The sequence below is a fragment of the Gaetbulibacter aquiaggeris genome (assembly GCF_044003965.1).
Taxonomy (GTDB): domain Bacteria; phylum Bacteroidota; class Bacteroidia; order Flavobacteriales; family Flavobacteriaceae; genus Yeosuana; species Yeosuana aquiaggeris.
Genome location: NZ_JBAWKC010000001.1, coordinates 422701 through 445076, shown reverse-complemented (window position 1 = coordinate 445076; position 22376 = coordinate 422701). Strand labels below are relative to the sequence as shown.

Annotated in this window: 20 protein-coding genes; 7 read left to right on the top strand and 13 right to left on the bottom strand. The window is 32.9% G+C overall.

Annotated elements, in window-relative coordinates:
- The first annotated feature begins 7 nt into the window (after window positions 1–7).
- Entirely contained in the window at window positions 8–145 is a 138-nt protein-coding gene (locus tag V8G56_RS01865; protein ID WP_395436763.1) for a FeoB-associated Cys-rich membrane protein, read from the top strand.
- Here V8G56_RS01865 and V8G56_RS01860 read toward each other — a convergent pair.
- From V8G56_RS01860 to V8G56_RS01840, 5 genes are read right to left on the bottom strand one after another with little or no spacing between them, the layout of a single operon-like run.
- Complete coding sequence (locus V8G56_RS01860; protein ID WP_395436762.1) at window positions 142–894, bottom strand: transporter; 753 nt, start codon at window positions 892–894, stop codon at window positions 142–144. The genes V8G56_RS01865 and V8G56_RS01860 overlap by 4 nt on opposite strands.
- Window positions 895–909: 15 nt before the next feature.
- Entirely contained in the window at window positions 910–2328 is a 1419-nt protein-coding gene (locus V8G56_RS01855) for a nucleoside recognition domain-containing protein (RefSeq protein WP_395436761.1), read from the bottom strand.
- Between the two features lie 10 nt (window positions 2329–2338).
- On the bottom strand, window positions 2339–3103 hold the full coding sequence (locus V8G56_RS01850; RefSeq protein ID WP_395436760.1) for a FeoB small GTPase domain-containing protein: 765 nt from the start codon (window positions 3101–3103) through the stop codon (window positions 2339–2341).
- Window positions 3104–3106: 3 nt separating this feature from the next.
- A complete protein-coding gene (locus tag V8G56_RS01845) occupies window positions 3107–4129 on the bottom strand; it encodes a metal-dependent transcriptional regulator (protein ID WP_395436759.1) in 1023 nt (340 codons plus the stop codon).
- A gap of 2 nt (window positions 4130–4131) precedes the next feature.
- On the bottom strand, window positions 4132–4785 hold the full coding sequence (locus tag V8G56_RS01840; RefSeq protein WP_331628266.1) for a metal-dependent transcriptional regulator: 654 nt from the start codon (window positions 4783–4785) through the stop codon (window positions 4132–4134).
- Between the two features lie 143 nt (window positions 4786–4928).
- On the opposite strand from V8G56_RS01840, the gene V8G56_RS01835 reads away from it, so the two are divergent.
- Complete coding sequence (locus tag V8G56_RS01835) at window positions 4929–5288, top strand: YraN family protein (protein ID WP_395436758.1); 360 nt, start codon at window positions 4929–4931, stop codon at window positions 5286–5288.
- Between the two features lie 25 nt (window positions 5289–5313).
- On the opposite strand, the gene V8G56_RS01830 is transcribed toward V8G56_RS01835, so the two are convergent.
- Window positions 5314–6621 carry a TlpA family protein disulfide reductase gene (locus V8G56_RS01830; protein ID WP_395436757.1) on the bottom strand — a complete coding sequence of 436 codons (1308 nt, stop codon included), beginning with the start codon at window positions 6619–6621 and terminating at the stop codon, window positions 5314–5316.
- A 29-nt stretch (window positions 6622–6650) separates the two neighbouring features.
- A complete protein-coding gene (gene mfd / locus V8G56_RS01825) occupies window positions 6651–9998 on the bottom strand; it encodes a transcription-repair coupling factor (protein WP_395436756.1) in 3348 nt (1115 codons plus the stop codon).
- A 277-nt stretch (window positions 9999–10275) separates the two neighbouring features.
- Between mfd and V8G56_RS01820 the strand changes: the two genes are divergently transcribed.
- The 5 genes from V8G56_RS01820 (at window position 10276) to V8G56_RS01800 (ending at window position 15162) form a co-directional block, all read left to right on the top strand.
- Window positions 10276–10707, top strand: a complete 432-nt coding sequence (locus V8G56_RS01820) for a TerB family tellurite resistance protein (RefSeq protein WP_331628274.1) — start codon at window positions 10276–10278, stop codon at window positions 10705–10707.
- Window positions 10708–11055: 348 nt separating this feature from the next.
- Entirely contained in the window at window positions 11056–12825 is a 1770-nt protein-coding gene (locus tag V8G56_RS01815) for a TPR end-of-group domain-containing protein (RefSeq protein WP_395436755.1), read from the top strand.
- An 85-nt stretch (window positions 12826–12910) separates the two neighbouring features.
- Window positions 12911–13255 carry a hypothetical protein gene (locus V8G56_RS01810; RefSeq protein ID WP_395436754.1) on the top strand — a complete coding sequence of 115 codons (345 nt, stop codon included), beginning with the start codon at window positions 12911–12913 and terminating at the stop codon, window positions 13253–13255.
- Between the two features lie 207 nt (window positions 13256–13462).
- Entirely contained in the window at window positions 13463–13852 is a 390-nt protein-coding gene (locus V8G56_RS01805; protein ID WP_395436753.1) for a hypothetical protein, read from the top strand.
- A gap of 350 nt (window positions 13853–14202) precedes the next feature.
- Window positions 14203–15162 carry a calcium/sodium antiporter gene (locus V8G56_RS01800; RefSeq protein ID WP_395436752.1) on the top strand — a complete coding sequence of 320 codons (960 nt, stop codon included), beginning with the start codon at window positions 14203–14205 and terminating at the stop codon, window positions 15160–15162.
- A 15-nt stretch (window positions 15163–15177) separates the two neighbouring features.
- Here the strand turns inward: V8G56_RS01800 and V8G56_RS01795 are convergent, their stop codons facing one another.
- The 6 genes from V8G56_RS01795 to metG form a co-directional block, all read right to left on the bottom strand.
- Entirely contained in the window at window positions 15178–17304 is a 2127-nt protein-coding gene (locus V8G56_RS01795) for a Tex family protein (RefSeq protein WP_395436751.1), read from the bottom strand.
- A gap of 80 nt (window positions 17305–17384) precedes the next feature.
- Complete coding sequence (locus V8G56_RS01790; RefSeq protein ID WP_395436750.1) at window positions 17385–18089, bottom strand: OmpA family protein; 705 nt, start codon at window positions 18087–18089, stop codon at window positions 17385–17387.
- Window positions 18090–18093: 4 nt separating this feature from the next.
- Complete coding sequence (locus tag V8G56_RS01785; protein WP_395436749.1) at window positions 18094–18567, bottom strand: lipocalin family protein; 474 nt, start codon at window positions 18565–18567, stop codon at window positions 18094–18096.
- Window positions 18568–18742: 175 nt separating this feature from the next.
- Window positions 18743–19372 carry a class I SAM-dependent methyltransferase gene (locus tag V8G56_RS01780; protein WP_395436748.1) on the bottom strand — a complete coding sequence of 210 codons (630 nt, stop codon included), beginning with the start codon at window positions 19370–19372 and terminating at the stop codon, window positions 18743–18745.
- 379 nt (window positions 19373–19751) lie between these two features.
- Complete coding sequence (locus tag V8G56_RS01775; protein WP_331628290.1) at window positions 19752–20270, bottom strand: ferritin; 519 nt, start codon at window positions 20268–20270, stop codon at window positions 19752–19754.
- Between the two features lie 31 nt (window positions 20271–20301).
- Window positions 20302–22362 (bottom strand): methionine--tRNA ligase, encoded by a 2061-nt coding sequence (metG, locus tag V8G56_RS01770; RefSeq protein ID WP_395436747.1) that lies wholly within the window; start codon window positions 22360–22362, stop codon window positions 20302–20304.
- Window positions 22363–22376 lie beyond the last annotated feature (14 nt).

Sequence of the window (22376 nt, the reverse complement as noted above, 5' to 3'; positions counted from 1 at the left end):
AATAATTATGAATCCATTTATTCAAAACATATTAGCAATTGCTGCATTAATTTTAGCCTTAGGGTTTTTAATCACCAAATTCTTTTTGAAAAAAAAACAATCTAAAAAATCATGTGGCGAAGAAGGTGATTGTGGTTGTCATTAATCCATATTTACTTTTGCTATATTTATACTAAATCCCAAAGACAAATAATTCATTGTGTGATTGATTCCTGTCCCAAAAGAAAAGTCTAACTGAACATTATCCTTTAGTAAATATGTAATCCCTGCGTCAAAACTGGCCTCGAGCACATCAAATTCAATTAAATTCCCATAAGGTTCCATATACAGTCCGAAAGTATCGGTAATAGATATTCCTAAAGCCACCGAATAGGTTAAATTGCCTTTGCCTTCGCCAAAATAATCATACCCACCATTGTACCCAATATTCATTGTATCATTTAATTCATGAGAAATAGAAAGTTTATTTATTGTCCCAAATTTATCATTTGTTAAATATTTTGAACCTGTTGGAAGGATAATATGTGAAAGAAAAGCAATCTCAGTATTTATGTTTTCTCTTCGATATAACTGAATTTTAGTTCCTATTTCTAAATCGCTAATTCCACTTATTTTTTGGGACGTGTTTTGGTCTTTTAAACTTTCAAACTGACTCAATACCCTTAGCTCCATGCCCTTTGTGATACCATATCTAAATAAAGTTGTTGGCGCTAGAACTTGTCTATCCGAAATAAAATCATCTTCGGTGAAACCCAATAAAATACCAGTTTCTATTTGTAAACTTCCCTTTTCAATAGTTGTAGAACTTTCTGTTTGGTCTGGTCTATCAGTTATAATGGTTTGTGAAAATACTGATAAGCCTATTAAGCACAAAACCAAAGTTAAATAATTCAATTTTCTTTATTGTTATTAAAAAATTATGCGCCAAAGTTGAGCGACCAAAAAAGTTACCACAAACCCTAAAATAACGGGCATAATAGAAGCAAAAACGGTCCATTTTACACTTTTTGTTTCCTTATAAATGGTATAAATAGTTGTACTGCAGGGATTATGTAATAAACTAAATAACATTAAGTTAATGGCTGTTAATAGTGTCCAGCCTCCTGCTTTTAAAATCTCGGCAGTAGCATTTACTGAATCCAATTCAAACATGACACCTGCTCCTGCGCCCCCTGAAATTCCCGTAACTAAAACCGTTAGCATCAAAATTGTAGGAATAACTATTTCATTGGCCGGAATTGCCACTATATAAGCGAGTAAAATAACGCCATTTAAACCTAAGAGAAATCCAAAACCATCAAATGAATCAATAGCCCAAGCGGCGATACTTTCATTCCCAATATACAAATTGGAAATCAACCAAATAACCGCTCCTGCAGGTGCGGCAAATACTACGGCACGCCACAACACAATTAAGGTTCTATCAATGAGTGAGGTATAAATAGTTTTCCAAAAACGTGGTGGTCTATATGGAGGCAATTCTAGGTTAAATGTTGAGACTTCTCCCTTTAAAACGGTTTTTGATAACGCCCAAGATACTGCAAACATAAATGTCATCCCTAATACAGCAATCCCTATAACCGCCATTAAAGCAGCTAAACTTGACACAGCAGCTGGGACAACTGCACCAATAAAAATAGTGGCTATTAAAATTTGTGTAGGCCATCTGCCATTACACAATGAAAAATTATTGGTAATAATGGCAATTAAGCGTTCTCTGGGGCTATCAATAATTCTTGTAGCCACTACACCAGCCGCATTACAACCAAAACCCATACTCATGGTTAAAGCTTGCTTACCATGGGCTCCAGACTTTTTGAATAAATTATCTAAATTAAAGGCAACTCTTGGTAAATAGCCAAAATCTTCAAGTAAGGTAAACATAGGGAAAAATATAGCCATTGGTGGCAACATAACGGCTATAACCCAAGCTACTGCCAAATAAACGCCATCTATTAAAAACCCTCCAAGCCACCAAGGCATATTGATGCTGGCCGCTCCGTTTTTTAAAACAGGGTGAATAATGTCTAACAATAAATCAGCTAATAGGGCCGATGGGTAATTTGCACCAATGATAGTTAACCATAATACGGTTCCGAGAATTAAGAACATTATAGGAAAACCAAAGGTTTTACTGGTCACTATTTTATCAATTTTGGCATCTAACCTAAATCGTTTTTCTGTATTATCAATTTGAACAGTGTCCTTAACAATATCAGCGGCATCAGCATAAATGCTTTCGGTTAAATTATCATGAAAATCATCGCCTATTTGCCAGCGTAATTCGTTTGATAATTCAATAATATTGTCAATATTTTTATTATTCATTTTCTAGTATTTATACCAATTCACCTTGTTTTAAGGCCTTAATTATTTGGGCATCACCTTCCAGTAACCTGAAGGCTATCCATCTGCTGTTTGGAATATTAGGAAACTCCTTTTCAATTTCAGTGGTCAATTTTTTTACGGCCTTTTCAATATTTTCAGGAACATTTTTGATGCGATATGGTTTACAAATAATGGTTCCGTTAGCGACTTCGCTAATGGTTTGAATTAAATTTGGGATTCCTTCATTAAATCTGGCACTTGTCGCCACTACCGGAATTCCTAGATCACGAGATAAAGTACGTTCATCAATAGATATTTTGTTACGTTTAGCTTCATCCATTAAATTTAAACACAAAACAGCCTTATCAGTAATTTCTAAGATTTGCAACACCAAATTCAAATTACGTTCTAATCTGTTGGCATCAACCACAATAACTGTCACATTTGGTTTTCCAAAGAGAATAAAATCTCTGGCAGCCTCTTCATCTTCAGAAGTTGAAAGCAATGAATAAGTGCCGGGTAAATCAACTAATTTATATTTTTGGTCATTATATTGAAAGGCTCCTTCAGCCCGTGTTACCGTTTTTCCTGGCCAGTTTCCTGTATGCTGGCGCAACCCTGTTAAAGCATTAAAAACCGTGCTTTTCCCTGTATTTGGATTGCCTGCTAAGGCCACCACAAAATCAAAATTATCTGTGCTAATACCTAATTTTTTTAAACCATCTGCATTAAAATGTGCACAGGTTTCACAGGCACTTTTTATTTTAGTTTCCATTGTTTACACTTTTTTAATAAGAATTTTTGAGGCTTGATTTTTACGCAAAGCAATAGAGGTTCCCTTAATCAAATACGCATGAGGCTCCCCTAAAGGGTTTAAGAGGTCTATTTTAATATCTGCTCCTTTTACAAATCCAAGATCTAATAAACGCCGTCTACTTTCTCCTCTGCTTTCCTTAGAAATTCCAATGATTTTAGCTGATTCATCTTCCTTTAAACTTGACAATCTGGCAATATTGTCTTCCAAAACAACTTCTTTTTCAATGGGAGCCACCGTTAAATTAGCCGCTACTATAGGTGCCAACTTAAATTCTTCTCCTTCAGATTCAAAAACGATTCTTGTAGCATTATTCTCCGTAACTCTAATAAAGGAGCCTATGTGAATGTTTTCAGCTAAAATCTGTTTATAAATAACCTCGGGTTCATCTTCAATATGGGTAATTCTGCCAATGGTATTCACGGCTAATAAAGGTAATTCCACACCTTTAACTTGAGCCATTTTTCCAGTTCTGGTTGGAATAGGATCTCCATGCGGATCATATTTCGGATTCCCTAAATGCGCCGCTAATTTTTCAGTCTCATCATGGCTTAGCTGATGCTCCATCAATTCTGCTCTATCATGCCATTCTGTTTTACTAAATCCGGTCCTATCTGCTAAATAACGTTCCCAAAGTCTATGCACCCTTACAATACGCAAGGCATATTCTCTTCCGGTCTCTGTAAGTTTTAAAACATCTGATTCAAAATAGATCAAATCATTGATGGTCATTTTTTTTATAGCCTCAACAATTCTATTATTATTAAAGTCTAATACCTGAACCAAAGTTTTCATATCTACTTTGTTTCCTGAATTTTCAAAATGATACAACTGTTTTAATATGTCTTCAATAATAATCTTTTCATTACTGTTGAAGTTCTTTTTCACAATCCAAAACCAACCCTTTACTGGCCTAAATATTAGAAACAATAACGCCGAAAAGGCGAAAAATAAAACAAGTGCTGTTATTGGATTGTATGCCATCATTCTTAAAGACTTAGATATAAATTTTGAGCTACTTCCTTTGAAATAATCAGTTTTCGGCTTTTAGTTTCTATAGATAAAGACTTATCAAAAGGTTCAAAATCTAATACTTTTATAGAATCTCCTAGAGCCAAGTCATTTTTGTTTAAGTATTTTAAAAAAACATCCGAAGAATCTTTAACAAAAGACAAAACCCCTTCCTTACCTTCTTCAATTTCAAGAATATTAATACTTTTTATAGGTGAATAATTACCGTCCTTATCTGGAATTGGATCACCGTGTGGATCATGTGTTGGATACTCTAAAAAGGCATCCAGTTCATTCACTAATTTTAATGATTTTATATGTTCTAATTGTTCCGCAACTTCATGTACTTCATCCCAGGTGAAGTTTAAGTTGTTTACCAAAAACACTTCCCAGAGCCTATGTTTCCTTATGACAGAAGCTGCCGCTAATCGTCCTTCATTGGTTAAACTGACTCCTTGATACTTCACGTAATTAGCTAAGTTTTTATCAGCTAATTTTTTTATCATGTCAGTAACGGAAGAGGCCTTAGTTTCAATTTTCTCGGCAATAGCGTTCGTACTTACTGCAACTTTTCCCTGCTTTCCCAGATGATAAATTGCCTTTAAATAATTTTCTTCAGATAATGTTACCATAGCAACTATTTATAATACAAAGATAATAAATTTTACTTAAGAGTAAATATTTTTTTAGCCTTGTCTAAAAATCTTTATAATAAACTTTTTTATGTATTTTTAAAACCATAATAATTTAATTTCACAATCCTCTTCGTTTAACTATGGCACAACACAACGAGCTTGGTAAAAAGGGCGAACAACTAGCAATTGATTATCTATTGAAAAAGGACTACTACATTATAGAGCGAAATTTTAGATTTGATAAAGCTGAAGTTGATATTATAGCGAGAAAAGGAGACGCCCTTGCTATTATAGAAGTAAAAACCAGATCTACTACAGATTTTGGCAATCCTCAAGATTTTGTAAAACCAGGTCAAATTAAAAGATTAGTAAAAGCTGTTGATGAATATATCACCCTAAATAATTTGGATGTTGAAGTAAGGTTTGATATTATTGCTATAGTTAAAGAAGGTAAAAACTATAACATAACGCATTTAGAAAATGCCTTTTATCATTTCTAATTTTAAGCCATTAATAATCAAAATATTATTTATGGAAAAAGCTTTTTAAGGCCTCAACATCATTAGGTTTGGCAACAATTCTCTTATTTTTATCTAAAATGAAATAAGTGGGTGTCGCCTTTATATCATATTTGTTTCCTGTTTCGTTATCCCATTTACCCAATCCTAAAACATGAATAAAATCTGGAAAATCCTTAATTTTTTTAGACCAGTTTATATCATCATCTTCAAGACCTATGGCAATCACTTGAAGCTCTCCTTCCTTTAAAGTTTTAATATAGGCTTCTAATTGAGGGATCTCATTAAGGCAGTGAGAACAAGTACTACTCCAAAAAACAAGTGCATAATACTCTGGACCCGTTAAATCACTTAGTTTTTTTGTTTCATCCAAATAAAAATCTGGCGCTTTACTTTCTTTTGAAGTGTTTTTAAACTGAACTAACTCATCTATAAGAACCTGATCATTTAATGATTTAGCAATACTTATTAAATAGGTGTCTGAAATATAATTCGCCACATTTTCAAAATCAGAATCAGCCATACTTCGCCATAATTGAAGCAATAAACTGCTTTTAATTGCTATGGGTGCATCATCCATAGCTTTATAAAAAACATCGATATTCTTTTTGTAAGCAGCCGAAATATCATGATTATCTTTACCCATACCAAGAATATAATTATACATTCTGTCTAGTAAAAAATCAGAGCTTTGTAAAGTCACATTTTTAAAATCTACATGGTCAAAAAAATGATTTTCCAGATTTTTTATATACTCCTGAATTGTTTCAAAATGATCTGGAATAAAGGGTCTGTTAGCTCTAATAAATTCTAAAGCAATAGTACCTGTGGCCGCTTCCTCAAAACTGGTTTGGGTTTCCCGTTGAGTTTTAAAAATATCCATTAAGGGAGCGGTATCCTTACTTTGCTGTCTGAAAAAATTTGAAATACTTTGGCTTATTATTGACATGCTACTGGTATAACCCGTTACCAATTTGTTTTCAATAGATTCTTGGTAAGTGATGCCTGTTTCAGTATCAAAAGTGAATTCAATATCTTCTTTGGAATTGTAAATGAGGTCAAAATTATATTCTTCCTTCGGCATGGCATATACAATCTTATACATGCCAGCTGTGGCAGACGCATCTACAGGTAATATAAAACTTCCGTCTTCTTTAATTTCTGCGTTTCCAATATAAGAGGTTGATAAAGGCAATATTTTATACAACAAAGCATATTTATAATCCTTTGAGTTTGTAAATGTTCCTTTAATGGTGTGTTGTGAAAAAAGGAGGCCTGGCAAAATGGTTATTAAAAAAATAAGTCGTTTTAGCATGATAAAAATTTATTAATTCTTGACAAAAATTAAGCCACAATAGGTTCTAACTTAGATAAAGCTTGTTTAACCGATTTAATAGATTCAAAAGTAAGTAATAAACGTAAACCATTACGCGTTTGTGTTTCTTTCATTTTACAAATATTCGGATTTGCCTGAACAAATTGCAGCACTTTGGTGAACCATTTACTTTGGTAAAAATTACTTTGCTGGTCACTAATAAAATACCCCACTAATTTACCGTGTTTCATCACTATTTTTTCAAACCCGATCTTACTGGCTATCCACTTTATTCTTACACTATTTAATAAATCCACAACTGATGTAGGAAGTTCTCCAAAACGGTCTATGAGTTGCGACTCAAAAGTTTTCAATTCTTCGTCTGTTTTAATATTATTGAGCTGCGTATATAGGTTTAAACGTTCAGTAATATTGTTGACATAATCATCTGGAAATAATAATTCAAAATCAGAATCAATGGTAACATCTTTTACATATTCTTTGTCATGTGAATCCTCCTGATATAAATCTTTAAATTCAGTTTCTTTTAACTCTTCAATGGCTTCATTTAATATTTTCTGGTAGGTTTCAAAACCAATTTCATTAATGAATCCACTTTGTTCCCCACCTAATAAATCACCGGCGCCCCGAATTTCAAGATCTTTCATGGCAATATTAAACCCGCTACCCAATTCAGTGAATTGTTCTAACGCAGTTATACGTTTTCTGGCATCATCAGTCATTGCAGAATATTCGGGTGTAATAAAATAACAGAAGGCTTTTTTGTTACTACGACCTACTCTTCCTCGCATTTGGTGTAAATCACTCAAACCAAAATTATTCGCATTATTTATAAAAATAGTATTGGCATTAGGCACATCCAGCCCGCTTTCAACTATAGTTGTACTTACCAAGACATCAAAAGCACCATTCATAAATTGAAGCATTAGGTTTTCTAATTTTTTCCCATCTAGTTGTCCGTGTCCAATACCAATTTTAGCATCCGGTACCAAACGTTGAATCAAGCCTGCTACTTCTTTAATGTTTTCAATACGATTGTGAATAAAAAATATTTGTCCGCCACGTTCTATCTCATAACTCACAGCATCACGAATCACCTCTTCATTAAAACGAATCACGTGACTCTCAATAGGATAACGGTTTGGTGGCGGCGTGGTGATCACAGATAGATCTCTAGCTGCCATTAAACTAAACTGCAGTGTTCTTGGAATAGGTGTAGCTGTCAGAGTCAGTACATCGACATTTTCTTTTAAGGTTTTTAGTTTTTCTTTAACGGCAACTCCAAATTTTTGCTCTTCATCAACAATAAGCAATCCTAAATCTTTAAATTTTACGTTTTGATTGACTAATTGATGAGTTCCAATAATGATATCTACTTTACCCTTTTCCAGGTTTTCAAGCGTTTCTCTTTTTTCCTTTGTCGTTCTAAATCTATTTAAATAATCTACTGTTACAGGAAAATCTTTTAAGCGCTCAGTAAAGGTTCTGGAGTGCTGATAGGCCAAAATGGTGGTTGGTACCAAAACTGCCACCTGTTTGCCATTATCAACTGCTTTAAAAGCCGCACGAATAGCCACTTCTGTTTTACCAAACCCAACATCACCGCACACCAATCTGTCCATTGGTCTTTCGCTTTCCATATCGGCTTTAATATCTGCCGTTGCCGTTATTTGATCTGGCGTATCTTCATACAAAAACGATGATTCTAATTCTAATTGTATATAGCTGTCTGGGTTATACTGATAGCCTTTTTCAGTTTTTCTCTTGGCATAGAGTTGTATTAAATTAAAGGCAATTTCCTTAACCCTGGATTTTGTTTTTTGCTTAAGAACTTTCCAGGCATTACTACCCAGTTTATATATTTTAGGCGGTTTGCCATCTTTACCATTAAACTTGGTGATTTTATGTAATGAGTGAATACTTAAATACAAGATGTCGCGCTCACCGTAAACTAATTTTATTGCTTCCTGTTTCTTCCCTTCTACATCAATTTTTTGTAACCCGCCAAAACGTCCAATCCCATGATCTATATGTGTCACATAATCACCTATTTCAAGATTTGTGAGTTCTTTTAAGGTAATAGCATGCTTTTTAGCATAGCCATTTTTAATCTGAAATTTATGATAGCGTTCAAAAATCTGATGATCTGTATAACAAAGTATTTTATTTTCATGATCAATAAAGCCCTGATGTAAAGAAAGGACAATAGTTTTATAGGGTTTTACTTCTAAATGGGAATCATCAAAAATGTCATGAAACCGTTTTGCCTGCTGCTCACTAACACAAACAATATAATTAGTAAAACCTTTATCATAGTTGGCATTCAAATCTTCAATTAACAGGTCGAACTGCTTGTTAAATGATGGTTGTGGTGTGGTATTAAAGACCACATTGTTTTCTGCTGATTTGGCAAATATTGTGGTGGTCCCGAATTCAACAATTGAAAAATCTAAAAGCTGTCTTTTTAGCAAAGTTGAATTACAGAATAATTCATTTGGCTGGGCGTGTTTTAAAGTGGTGGAAAGGGTTTTAAAAGCATCTTCTGCTTTTAAGAAAAAATCATCAATTCTTGAGAAAAATAAATCGGCATTCTTAAAAAAGACAGTGGTTTTCTGCGCCATGTATTTTAAAAAACTTTCGCGCTGCTCATCTAAAAACTTATTTTCAACATTGGGAATGATGTTTATTTTTTTTATTTGCTCGATAGATAACTGGGTTTCTACATCAAACGTTCTGAGACTGTCCACCTCATCACCAAAAAATTCCATTCTATACGGCACGTCATGTGAGAATGAAAACACATCTACAATCCCACCGCGAACTGAAAATTCTCCTGGTTCAGTCACAAAATCAACCCGTTTAAACTGGTATTCAAAAAGGGCTTCGTTTATAAAATCAATAGAAAGCTTATCGCCCACATTAATCTTTAAGGTGTTGCGGTCTAACTCCTTTCTGGTTACTACTTTCTCAAAAAGTGCATCTGGATAAGTGACTATTATTGCTGGTTTTTTTCTAGAATTTATACGATTTAAAACCTCAGCACGTAATAACACATTAGCGTTATCTGTTTCTTCAATTTGATAAGGTCTGCGGTAACTTCCCGGGTAAAAAAAGACATCCTTTTCCCCACATAACTGCTCTAGGTCATTTAAATAAAATGCCGCTTCTTCCTTATCATTAAAAACAATTAAAAATGGCTTTTCTGACTGCTTAAAGGCATTGGAAATTACGAAAGACAAAGAAGAACCTACTAAGCCTTTTAAATGTGTTTTACTTTGGCTTTGGGCAATAGCAGTTTGAAGAATTTGCGTCTGCAAAACCCGTTCATAAGTTTGTAACAAAACTGTTTTACTCAAGTATACTGATTTTTACACCTTCTTAAAATAAATTTGGTGCAATAAAGGTGCAAATATAGTTTAAGAATTACGAATATTGAATCAAGATGCATTATTTTTATAAGTAGTTTATCTTTGTGATTAACCCATTTTTTCAGCTCTTTTTATTTTTTTATAATATAAACTAAAGTTGAGAAAACAGGGTGTTTGATTGCAAAATGAATTGCCAAAAAAGAAAGAATTTAATTTTTAATAGGCTTATAGTTTATATATATTTGTAGTAAATAAATATTAAAATATGTCAATTTCAGATTTATTTGATAGTGGTTTTAAAAAACGTAATGAAGATCATTTTGCTGCTATTGTAAGAGTAGCCATGGATGACGGTATTATTACGGCTGAAGAAAAAGAATTTTTGGATAGGTTAGCACACAATTTAGATATTAATGAATCTGATTATAAACTGATTTTAAAAGATTATCAATCTCATCCTATTAATCCACCGCTGTCTTATGATGTTCGTTTAGAGCGTTTATATGATTTGGCGCGTATGGTATATGTAGACCATATTAAAGGTGATCATGAAGAAATATTACTTAGAAAAATTGGTGTGGGATTAGGGTTTCATCCTGAAAACGTCAAGTACATTGTTGATAAGGCTTTAACCTTAGTGGCTAACGGTGTAGATTTAGAAACTTTTATCTATGAAATTAGACACATGAATGAATAGATTCATACCATTATTTATAAAAAAAGCGTGCTAAATAGCACGCTTTTTTTATGATAGTATATTTTATTATATTAAATAAGGGTTTTCAACTTTAATAAACCCATATTTTCAAAGATAGTAAAGTAATTTCTGAGCTACTACCTTATGACAGAAACCAAATTTTTCATACAGGATTTCTACATATATTCAATTAACCATATTTCATGCGTAAATATTTTCAGCCATCTCGCTGATATAACTTTAATACATTTTCTTTTGAAACATTTTTTTTGATTATTCCTATTAAGCAGACTCAACATTACCTTTCAATCTGTCTAATAATCTTTAATTATTCCGTAAATTTAACTTATGGATCCTAAAAAAATCTTTTCTGAATTAAAGAGACGAAAAGTCTATGGCGTTGCAATCTCTTATGGGATTACCGCATGGTTGCTGGCTCAAATTGCTGGTTTGGTTACCAGTAGTTTTCAAGCTTCTCCTTGGGTAATGAAACTGATTATTATTACACTCATAATTGGTTTCCCAATAGCCATAATTCTTGGGTGGGTTTATGATATGACCCCGGAAGGGATTATAAAAACAAAACCAGAAGAGATTGAAAATAATCAGGCTCAAAAAAGCAAGAAATCAATTATCTGGAATCTATTTTTAAGTGTAATTATCATTATAAGTTTTGTGACTATTGGCACTTGGTGGGCGCTAAATGAATATAAATCGGCAGATACAAGAGCTATGAAATCTCTGGCTATACTTCCTTTAAGAAATTTTACTGAAAATGATAATCGAATGTATTTAGCAGCCGGCCTTCATTCTAATTTGATAACAAATGTATCTAAAATAAGTTCTCTACGAACCACTCCTCCCAGATCAACTTTAAAATATGAAAATTCAGAGAAATCAATTTCAGAAATAGCAAAGGAGTTGGGGGTTGATGCCATTCTTGAAGCAGATATTATGAAATTTGAAGACACGGTTCAGTTAAATTTTAGATTGATAAAGGCATTTCCCAAAGAACGGACTATATGGGCACAAATTTTTGAAAAACCTATGAGTGAAATTTATTCCTTATTTGATGAAGTTTCGCAACAAATTGCAAATGAAATGGATCTGACTTTAACGGAACAAGAGAAATTATTATTATCAAGTGCTAAGAAAGTTGACCCAGAGGCATATCAGGCCTATCTTAAAGGCATATTTTATTGGATGAAGCTTACTGAAAATGATTTAGAACAATCTCTTAAATATTTTCTACTCGCGCTAAAGATAGATCCAAATTATGCAGCAGCCTACGCTGGAATTGCTTCAGTTGGAGCTGCAAAAATGCAAAATGGAATTGTTCGGGGCATTGAAGTGATTCCGAAATTAGATTCTTTGATGACAAAAGCACTTGAACTAGATAATTCTTTACCTGAAGTTCACTATAGTATTGCTTTATGGAACACCTGGGGTAAATGGGATTGGAAAAAAGCAGGCATCGCTTACAAGAAAGCTTTAGCACTTAACCCAAATCAAGCCTTTACGCGTGCTTATTATTCTCATTATTTATACATTATTGGAGAGCCCAAGATGGCTTTACAACAAATTGAAAAGGCACTGGAACTTGATCCTGTAACACCACTCTTTCAAGCCGTATATGCTATGGATTTAAATTATAGCAGAAAATTTCCAGAAGCCATTGCTGTTTTAAATAAGATTTTACAATTTAATCCAAAAGATCCTTTAGCCCTTTCAACATTGCGCTCGGCCTATCACAATAACAAAGAATATGATAAGGCTTATGAAATTTTTGTCAGATCTTATGAGGCCGAAAATGATAAAGAGGCCGTTTTAGCACTTAAAAACGGGTACGCTAGCGGGGGTTATCCAAGCGCCTTAAATAGTTTGGCCGAGTTTCTCATTAATCGTTCTTCAGACATATATGTGACACCTTGGCGAATAGGTACGCTCTATACCAGGTCAGGGAACAACGATTTGGCCATTAATTATCTTTACGAGGCTTACAATGATCATGATTCAAACATGCCTTATATCAATATTGATCCAATATTTGACAATTTAAAAAATTATCCGGAGTTCAGAAATTTGATTGCAAAGATGAATTTTCCAAAATCTCATTAAATTATTGGACATCAATAATTATTAAATATTTATCATTTTATTAACATTCTTTATTTATACATTTACATCATCAATTTCAAGCTAAATGTCAAAGTTTAACTGTTTATTTTTAACGCTTGCATTAAGTTTCTTCTCGTTAATTCTGTTTCATTCAGAAGGCAGCATTTCTTTTAATAAAAACACCCCAATACATCATCTTAAAATTGATCAATCTATCAATGCTTATGCCATCTCAATTAATAATTCATACGAAGTATTAATAAATTTTGACAAACAAAAAAGACTCACAAACGTCAATTTATTTTGTTCTGTTAAACCTTTAAGAGAGGCTTTCCTTGATGATCATTCAAACTATCTAAAGGCTAGTAATCTCTTAGATTTAAATTTAACACCTACTACTATTATTTTTCCTTTTCATTCTTTCTTGTAAAGTTTCATTCTTTTATCTCGATTAAATAAAATCCAATGTTAAAAAGGTTTAACAAGGGATGTAATATGCAGTAAAATCAATTTAAAACTATAAACAATGAAAGTTTCTCTAATATTTATTTCCGTACTATTAATATTAAGCGTGTTTTTTCCTTTATTTTTATTTATTTATAATGGCCTTAAAAACACCTCAAACATAAAAAAAAGAATGAATTCCCTAATAAAGAATAACGGCATCAGCTATGCTGAAAAAGAAATATGGCATAATAATTTTATTGGTATTAGTAATGACAAGACAAAAATTACTTATGTTCATTTTAATGCCGATCAACCAAAAATAAGCACCATTGATTTAACAGAAATCAAAGAATGCCATATTTTAAAAAGCCAATTTAAAGAAAGAGACAAAATAATAAGGCTTCAAAACTTAGATTTAGAGTTTATTTACAAAACTTCAAATAAACCTCAAGAAATTATTAACTTTTTTAACTTAGATGAAGACTTAAGTGAAGACTATGAATTGCAAAGAATTGAAAAATGGCATAAATTAATTTTTAATGCCATCCCAAAGCAAAGACTTATCAAAGAAGCTTCTTGAAGGTGTTTTTTAGTAAAAAATGAAGAACACAAATAACTTATCTATTGCATGTTTGCTAGATGTTTTTAAGTGTGATTTTTAGCTATATTAAAAAATAAAAGGAGAAACTTATTGGCTTATTATGTGATTATGTTTTTTATAATAGAGTATATTTTTTGGTTTATAATTTTAATAATTACAAAATACCCTTATCTAATAAATTATGAAATCGATATTATTATCTGAAAAAGCTCTTTTAAAAAATATTTCATATTTGGGACTGAAGCTACTAATATTATTGAAGAAAAATACAAATAAGTGTTTCAAAAATTGAACTAAAACGAGATTATCCTTTAAAAACAAAAAACACCATGATAGTATCAATAATTCTTATTCTTATAGGGTTCTGGTTTTTAATTAAAGGGGCTGATTGGTTAGTAAGCGGAGCCTCTTCACTTGCAAAAAAAAACAATATTCCAGACCTGGCAATAGGGCTAACTGTAGTCGCTTTTGGCACATCGGCTCCAGAATTTGTCGTTAATACAGTAGCCTCTTTTGAAGACCATTCAGACATTGTTTTAGGCAATATTATAGGAAGCAATAATTTTAATCTTTTTATGATTTTAGGCATTGTAGGTTTAATATTTCCTATTGCGGTACAATCATCAACCGTTTGGAAAGAAATTCCTATTTCACTCTTTGCCGCATTACTTCTGCTCGTTTTAGGTAATGATTTTTATTTTCAAGAAAATAATATGATATCTAGAATTGACGGTCTGATTTTGATGATTTTGTTTGGTCTTTTCCTGTTTTACATTTACAAGCAAATGGCAAAAGAAGTGGCTGTAAAATCTGAAATAGTGAAAGGAGAATCCTCTAACTATAAAATTTGGGGTTTTATATTAATAGGTTTAACAGGTTTAATATTAGGCGGCAAATTAGTTGTTGATAATGCCATCGAAATTGCCACAAATATAGGTGTTAGCGAAAAAATTATTGGTTTGACTATAATTGCTGCAGGAACCTCATTGCCAGAACTAATGACATCGGTTGTTGCAGCATTTAAAAAGAACAGCGATATAGCTATTGGAAACATTATTGGCTCCAACATTTTCAACATTTTTTTAATTCTCTCAATAAGTGCTTTTGTAAGACCAATTAAATATTCTACCGTATTTAATCCAGATGTTTATGTTTTGATTAGTGGCACGGCCTTTTTATTTATTGCCATGTTTATTGGCTCAAAGAAACAATTGGATAGATGGCAATCTGGTCTTTTACTAGCAACTTTTATAAGTTATACAGCGTATCTTATCAGTAAAGAAATTTAAAAAAATATTTATTGATTATTTATGCAGTTTTAATTGAATGCGTTTTCTTGGAATATCTACTTCCAGCACTTTTACAATAATTTGTTGATGCAGATTTACATGCTCATTGACATCACTCACAAAGGCATCTGCTAAATTAGACACATGAATAAGACCACTTTCTTTAATTCCAATATCTACAAAACAGCCAAAATTGGTAATATTATTGACTATACCCGGAAGTAATTGTCCTTCTCGCAAATCGTTAATGCTTTTTATATTTTGATTAAACGTGAACACTTTAGCTTGCTCACGAATGTCCAATCCTGGTTTTTCAAGTTCTTTTACAATATCTTGAAGGGTAGGTAAACCAATAGAATCATTACAGTATTTCTTTAAATCTATCTTCTGAAGTGTTGCTAAATTTCCTATTAATTCTTGAACTGTTTTCCCCAGATCTTTAGCCATCTTTTCAACAATCGTATAACTTTCCGGGTGAACAGCCGAATCATCCAGTGGGTTTTTTGCTTCTTTAATTCTTAAAAAGGCAGCCCCTTGCTCAAAAGCCTTATTTCCTAATCTAGGCACCTTTTTAATGTCTTCTCTAGATAAAAAAACACCATGTTCATTTCTATAATCAAAAATATTCTCAGCAAGTTTTGGTCCAATTCCAGACACATAACTTAGTAATGATTTACTGGCCGTATTAATATTAACTCCAACAGCATTGACACAATTTTCAACAACCATATCTAATGATTTTTGAAGTTTTGTTTGATCAACATCGTGTTGATACTGTCCTACTCCTATTGATTTTGCATCAATCTTTACCAATTCTGCCAATGGGTCCTGAAGTCTTCTTCCAATAGAAACTGAGCCTCTTACGGTAGCATCATAGTTTGGAAATTCTTCACGAGCTATTTTTGAGGCAGAATAAATGCTCGCACCAGCTTCACTAACTACAAAAACCTGCATATCATTTTTAAAATGAACTTTGCGGATTAGTGCCTCTGTTTCTCTTGAAGCGGTTCCATTACCTATAGCAATCGCCTCAATTTTATACGCATCCGCCAAAGAACTAATTTTTTTCATGGCACCTACAGCATCACTTTTGGGGGGATGTGGATAGATGGTCTCATTATATTTTAATTGGCCTTGTGCATCCAGACAAACTATTTTGCAACCTGTTCTAAAACCTGGATCAATAGCCAGAACACGCTTTTCACCAATTGGCGATCCTAACAATAGTTGTTTTAAGTTTTTAGCAAAGACGTCAATAGCGGAGGCATCTGCTTTTTCTTTTGCGTTTTGGAGCGCTTCATTTGATAAAGATGGCAGTAATAATCGCTTATAGGCATCTTGAATGGCTAATTTAATTTGTTCACTACAATCGTTATTAGAACGTTCGATTCTTTCTTCAATTTTTGCTAAGGCTTTGTCATCGTCAATTTCAACTTTTGATTTGATATAGCCTTCCTTTTCTGCTCTTAAAATGGCAAGCAATCTATGAGATGGGATTCTGCTTAATGATTCTGACCAATCAAAATAATCTCTGAACTTTTGAGCATTTTCATCATCAATCTTAGCTTTTACAGCTTTTGTGGAGATGATTGCAAAACGGTCTAACTGATGGCGAATATTATTTCTTATATCTGTCCGTTCATTAATCCATTCCGCAATAATATGTCTTGCTCCGTCTAAAGAATCCTCAACAGTACTCACTTCGCCTTTTATGTATTTTAACGCAATAGATTCTATATCATTGGCATTTTGGCTCATGATTATTTTTGCCAACGGTTCTAAACCATTCTTTCTGGCGGTTTCCGCTTTGGTTTTTCTACTCTTTTTAAATGGTAAATATAAATCCTCAAGGGTCGTTAGATCTTGAGTAGACAGTATTTTATCCTTTAATTCTAGGGTTAATACCTCTTGCTCTGTCAGCGCTTTTAAAATGGTGGCTTTCCGCTTTTCTAAAGCTTCAAATTGCTCTTTATATTTAACAATGTCTCCTATTTGAACTTCATCTAAATTACCTGTGCGTTCTTTTCTGTAGCGGGATATGAATGGAATGGTACAATCTTCATGAAGTAACTGTACAGTATTTTTAACTGAAAATTCAGGGAGTTGAGTTTGAGAAATTATATAATTTAATAATGGATCCATTTAATCAGGTTAAGGCGAAAAAAAATCTCGTTTTCAAAGTAACATTGAAAACGAGATTTATACAAGTATTATCTTATTTATTAATTTCCGGCTTGCGTTTTAGCATCCTGAATCATTTTCTCATTTGGCAATATAGCAATATTAACACGTCTGTTTTTGGCGCGTCCTTCTGCTGTATTGTTATCATGAAGCGGTTGTGATTCACCAAACCAATTGGTTGTTAAACGTGATTGACTTATCCCTTTTTGTATTAAGTAATTAGTAACCGCATAAGCTCTGTTTTTAGAGAGTGTCATGTTATATTCTTCTGAACCTTGGCTATCTGTATGCCCAACAACCAATAAATTAGTGTCTGGATATTCTTTAAAAACACCAATTAATTTATTTAATGTTGCCTGTGACGCACTGTTAATGTTATATTTTTCGGTATCAAAATACACACCACTGCCTTCATCAAAAGTAACCACGATACCATCATCAACACGTTCTACCTGTGCACCCGGTATTTCTTCTTCAATTTTTTGAGCCTGCTTGTCCATTTTGTTCCCAATAAGAACACCTGCAGTGCCGCCTACTACTCCGCCTATAACGGCTCCTAATTCACCATTGCCACCTTTACCAACATTGTTTCCAATAATAGCACCTAAAATAGCACCCCCTGCAGCACCAATAACGGCTCCTTTTTGTTTGTTATTCGCGTTTTGTACTGATTTACAATTTGTTAAACTGATACTTAATACCAATGTAAAAAGTAATATTCCTGCTTTATTTATAATTGTTTTCATTTGTTTATTTCTTATTAAAATTCATAGTTATCGCAAAAGGCTTTCCATCAACAGAAACCGTTTGTTGCCATTGCATTGCCGTATCAGTTAGCGATGTTAATCTCAATCTGAATCCTTGATTAGTTTCTGATTTTTGTTTTTCATTAGTTGGCTTTAATAGAAAATCATAAAGTCCAGTTTCTTTGTTTACTTCCTGAATAGTAAATACAAAATTGCGCGTTCCAGTAGAACAACTCGTTTCATTAATGGTATAAGTTCCTGTATTGTTATTAGGTATAAATTGCCAAGTACTGCCTTCAAAACAATCTTTAGAAGTATCATTCAATAAGGTTACATTATATTTACCTGCTTGACTATATGTAATAGAACTTAAAGTCCATTCTCCTTTCATGATTTTCTTAGAATCTCTAACAGTTTTAGAAGTTCCGCACGATAATATCATTAAAACAATGCCGAGGCTTAATGCTAGTTTTTTCATAATTTGATTAGTTTAATATTTTAATACAAAATTAAGCAGAAGTACATTTGATTACTTACAACATTAACTTTTTATATTATATAATTTATATACGAAGTTTAGTGCTTCTTAGGATTTTTCAGATCAATTAAATTTTTATTGATGTGTTTGAAAAATGATTGCAAAATGAGGTTATTTATACTTGTCTTTGAAACAAGGTATAAATATAAGGGCGTTCTCCTCCAAAAGGATTTATAAACGTATAATTAAACGTATTAATTAATTTAAAATGAGAGCCTAAGTTTTTTTGCAACATTTCTAAATTGTAACGCTTTATATCAAGACCACAGCATTTCTGTGCGCCTTCTAAAGAAAAGACCGCTATGATAACATAACCATTATTACTGACTATTTTTTGAATTAAGTTGAAATAAGCCCTTTGTTCTGCTTCTGTTAAAAAGAAATGCAACACGGCCCTATCTATCCACAAATCAATACTTTGTAATTTATTTAATTGCTGTGGATTCGTTAAATCATCCTTAATACAACTTAAATTATAATTATGTGATTTTTTAACACGCTGTTTTAGTTTATCTAAAGCCAAATCACTAAGATCATTGGCAATAAGATTGGTGTAGCCTTCTTCTAAAAGACTATCTATTAAGCTGGTAGTTCCAGCTCCTACATTTAATATGGTGGCATCCTTTTGTAAATTACATGCATTGACTAATTCCATAGTTTGCATAGGATTTGCTTCAAACCACCCTAATTGCTCCTCTTCTTTATTATAAGCAGCATTCCAATGTTCATTTAAGTTTGTGATCATGCCTGTTTAGGTAATAAGATAACTGTTTTTAAAGTCAGAATCACTGTGCCTGTTAAACTCAAATTAACTTCTTGAATTTTTAATCATTTCTGTAATGTAAACTTTAAACTCTTTTATCGAGTAAAAAAATTTAAACCGCAAGATTTATTTTAGCAGAAACCAGTGCATCCAAAGCTTGGTTTTTTTTATCCAAGTCATAACAAGGACATTTTGCACAACGTTTGTTTTTGCCCTTTTTATAGTTCTTACAGCAACTACTGTTTACGCTATCAGAAGGGATTACCCCCAACTTAATAAGTTTCTTAATTGCCTTTTTTTGTTTCTTTTTGCCCAAGAGGTCGCCTTATTTGAAAGATGATTCAAAAATAATTATTATATTTTATTGGGCTGTTGGATCAGCTACTGTAGTCACATTGAGTTTCTCAATATCTCTGTCAAATAAATACAAGCCTCCTTTATCATCTCCAATAAGATTGATCTTATCTAAAATATTTCGAGCCACAGCTTCTTCTTCAATTTGTTCTGCAACATACCATTGTAAAAAGTTGTGGGTGGCATAATCTCTTTCTTGTAAAGTGACATGTACCAATTCATTGATGCTGTTTGAAACAAAAATCTCATGAGAAAGAAGTTCTTCAAACATTTCTTTAAAAGACCCAAAAGTAACATGTGGAGAAGCCAATTCTGATATTTGTGCATGACCACCACGTTCGTTTACAAACTTTATCAACTTAAGCATGTGGTCTCTTTCTTCTTGAGATTGCTTATACATAAAACCAGCAATACCTTCCAGACCTTTAACTTCGGCCCAACAAGCCATTGCTAGATAAATTTGAGATGATTCTGCCTCTATTTTAATTTGACTATTGAGGGCTTTTTCTATAGATTTTGATAACATAATTTTTGTTTTTTGTAAAGTTAATAAATTATCAACTAATTTGTAACCCATTAGAGATATTAGAATCATCCGGATTTACAAATACTAGTTTTCCTTCAGTATTTTCAGTCATTAAAATCATACCTTGACTTTCCACACCCCGTAAATCTCGAGGAGCTAAATTGACTAAAACGGTTACTTTCTTTCCAACAACTTCTTCTGCAGTAAAACTTTCTGCTATTCCTGAAACTATAGTACGCACGTCAATGCCAGTATCTACCTTCAATACTAATAACTTTTTGGCTTTAGGCATTTTTTCTGCTTCTAGAATTGTACCTACTCGAATATCGAGTTTAGTAAAATCCTCAAAAGTAATCGTGTCCTTTTGTGGTTCAACAGTTTTACCAGCAGCTTCATTGGCTTTTTTACTGGCAATTAGTTTGTCTAATTGCTTTTGAACGGCCTCATCTTCAATTTTAGAAAACAACAACTCTGCTTCCCCTATTTGATGTCCTGACGGAATTAAAACCTCTTTTGAAGCGATATCACTCCATGACATTTCAAGGGTTCCAGAAGAAATATTTAGCATCTTTCTAAGCCTGGCAGATGTAAAAGGTAAAAAGGGCTCACACAAGGTTGCTAATGCACTTGAAATTTGCAAGGCCACATACATAATGGTCTGAACACGTCCTTCATCTACTTTTATAACTTTCCAAGGCTCTTCATCAGCTAAATATTTATTACCAAGTCTGGCCAGATTCATCAATTCTTGTTGAGCTTCTCTAAAACGATAACGCTCAATAGAGCTTGAAATAATATTTGGAAACCCCTTTACTTCTGCTAAAGTCTCTAAATCAACTTTAGAAAAATCCTTTGGGTTTGGAACTATCCCATTGTAATATTTGTTGGTTAAAACAACTACTCTATTTATGAAGTTTCCAAAAATAGCCACTAATTCATTGTTGTTTCTTGCTTGAAAATCTTTCCAAGTAAAATCATTATCCTTGGCTTCTGGAGCACTGGCTGTTAAAGTATAACGCAACACATCCTGTTGATTTGGAAACTCAATTAAATAGTCCGGTAACCAAACTGCCCAGTTTTTTGAAGTAGAAAGTTTGTTTCCTTCTAAATTTAGAAACTCATTGGCTGGGACATTCTCTGGCAAAATATAACTGCCCTCTGCCTTTAACATGGCTGGAAAAATAATACAATGAAACACAATATTATCTTTCCCAATAAAATGTATCAACTTAGTGTCTTTGTCTTTCCAATAGAGTTCCCAATCTTTTCCAACTCGTTTTGCCCATTCTTTAGTAGATGAGATATACCCTATAGGTGCATCAAACCACACATAGAGCACTTTCCCTTCAGCACCTACAACAGGCACAGGAATTCCCCAATCCAAATCACGTGTTACCGCTCTTGGGCGCAAACCATCATCAATCCATGATTTTACTTGTCCGTAAACATTAGGTTTCCAGTCATTTTTATGCCCTTCCAAAATCCATTCTCTTAAAAATGCTTCGTGCTTATCCAAAGGTAAAAACCAGTGTTTGGTTTGTTTTAAAGTTGGAACATTTCCTGTTAATGCTGACTTTGGATTTATTAAATCGGTTGCATTTAAACTTGTTCCGCATTTTTCACATTGATCGCCATAAGCTTCTTCATTTCCGCATTTTGGACAGGTTCCGGTCACAAATCGATCTGCTAAAAACTGATTGGCCTTTTCATCATATAACTGTTCTGTAATTTCCTCAATAAACTCGCCTTTATCATATAAGGTTTTAAAAAATTCAGAAGCGGTTTCATGATGTATTTTAGCCGAGGTACGAGAATAATTATCAAAAGAAATACCGAATTCTATAAAAGATTCTTTAATTATAGCATGGTATTTATCTACAATATCCTGAGGTGAAACACCTTCGTTTTTTGCTTTGATCGTAATAGGAACACCATGTTCATCACTTCCGCAAATAAAAGCCACGTCATTTCCTGTTAACCTCAAATATCTGCTATAAATATCCGCAGGCACATAAACCCCCGCTAAATGACCAATATGAATTGGCCCGTTAGTATAAGGCAATGCGGCGGTAATGGTATATCTTTTTGACATTATTGTTTGTTTTG

Coding starts and splice junctions, on each gene's coding strand:
- V8G56_RS01865 (WP_395436763.1), top strand. CDS start 8: ATGAATCCATTTATTCAAAACATATTAGCAATTGCTGCATTAATTTTA.
- V8G56_RS01855 (WP_395436761.1), bottom strand. CDS start 2,328: ATGAATAATAAAAATATTGACAATATTATTGAATTATCAAACGAATTA.
- V8G56_RS01850 (WP_395436760.1), bottom strand. CDS start 3,103: ATGGAAACTAAAATAAAAAGTGCCTGTGAAACCTGTGCACATTTTAAT.
- V8G56_RS01845 (WP_395436759.1), bottom strand. CDS start 4,129: ATGATGGCATACAATCCAATAACAGCACTTGTTTTATTTTTCGCCTTT.
- V8G56_RS01840 (WP_331628266.1), bottom strand. CDS start 4,785: ATGGTAACATTATCTGAAGAAAATTATTTAAAGGCAATTTATCATCTG.
- V8G56_RS01835 (WP_395436758.1), top strand. CDS start 4,929: ATGGCACAACACAACGAGCTTGGTAAAAAGGGCGAACAACTAGCAATT.
- V8G56_RS01830 (WP_395436757.1), bottom strand. CDS start 6,621: ATGCTAAAACGACTTATTTTTTTAATAACCATTTTGCCAGGCCTCCTT.
- V8G56_RS01820 (WP_331628274.1), top strand. CDS start 10,276: ATGTCAATTTCAGATTTATTTGATAGTGGTTTTAAAAAACGTAATGAA.
- V8G56_RS01815 (WP_395436755.1), top strand. CDS start 11,056: ATGGATCCTAAAAAAATCTTTTCTGAATTAAAGAGACGAAAAGTCTAT.
- V8G56_RS01810 (WP_395436754.1), top strand. CDS start 12,911: ATGTCAAAGTTTAACTGTTTATTTTTAACGCTTGCATTAAGTTTCTTC.
- V8G56_RS01805 (WP_395436753.1), top strand. CDS start 13,463: ATGAATTCCCTAATAAAGAATAACGGCATCAGCTATGCTGAAAAAGAA.
- V8G56_RS01800 (WP_395436752.1), top strand. CDS start 14,203: ATGATAGTATCAATAATTCTTATTCTTATAGGGTTCTGGTTTTTAATT.
- V8G56_RS01795 (WP_395436751.1), bottom strand. CDS start 17,304: ATGGATCCATTATTAAATTATATAATTTCTCAAACTCAACTCCCTGAA.
- V8G56_RS01790 (WP_395436750.1), bottom strand. CDS start 18,089: ATGAAAACAATTATAAATAAAGCAGGAATATTACTTTTTACATTGGTA.
- V8G56_RS01785 (WP_395436749.1), bottom strand. CDS start 18,567: ATGAAAAAACTAGCATTAAGCCTCGGCATTGTTTTAATGATATTATCG.
- V8G56_RS01780 (WP_395436748.1), bottom strand. CDS start 19,372: ATGATCACAAACTTAAATGAACATTGGAATGCTGCTTATAATAAAGAA.
- V8G56_RS01775 (WP_331628290.1), bottom strand. CDS start 20,270: ATGTTATCAAAATCTATAGAAAAAGCCCTCAATAGTCAAATTAAAATA.
- metG (WP_395436747.1), bottom strand. CDS start 22,362: ATGTCAAAAAGATATACCATTACCGCCGCATTGCCTTATACTAACGGG.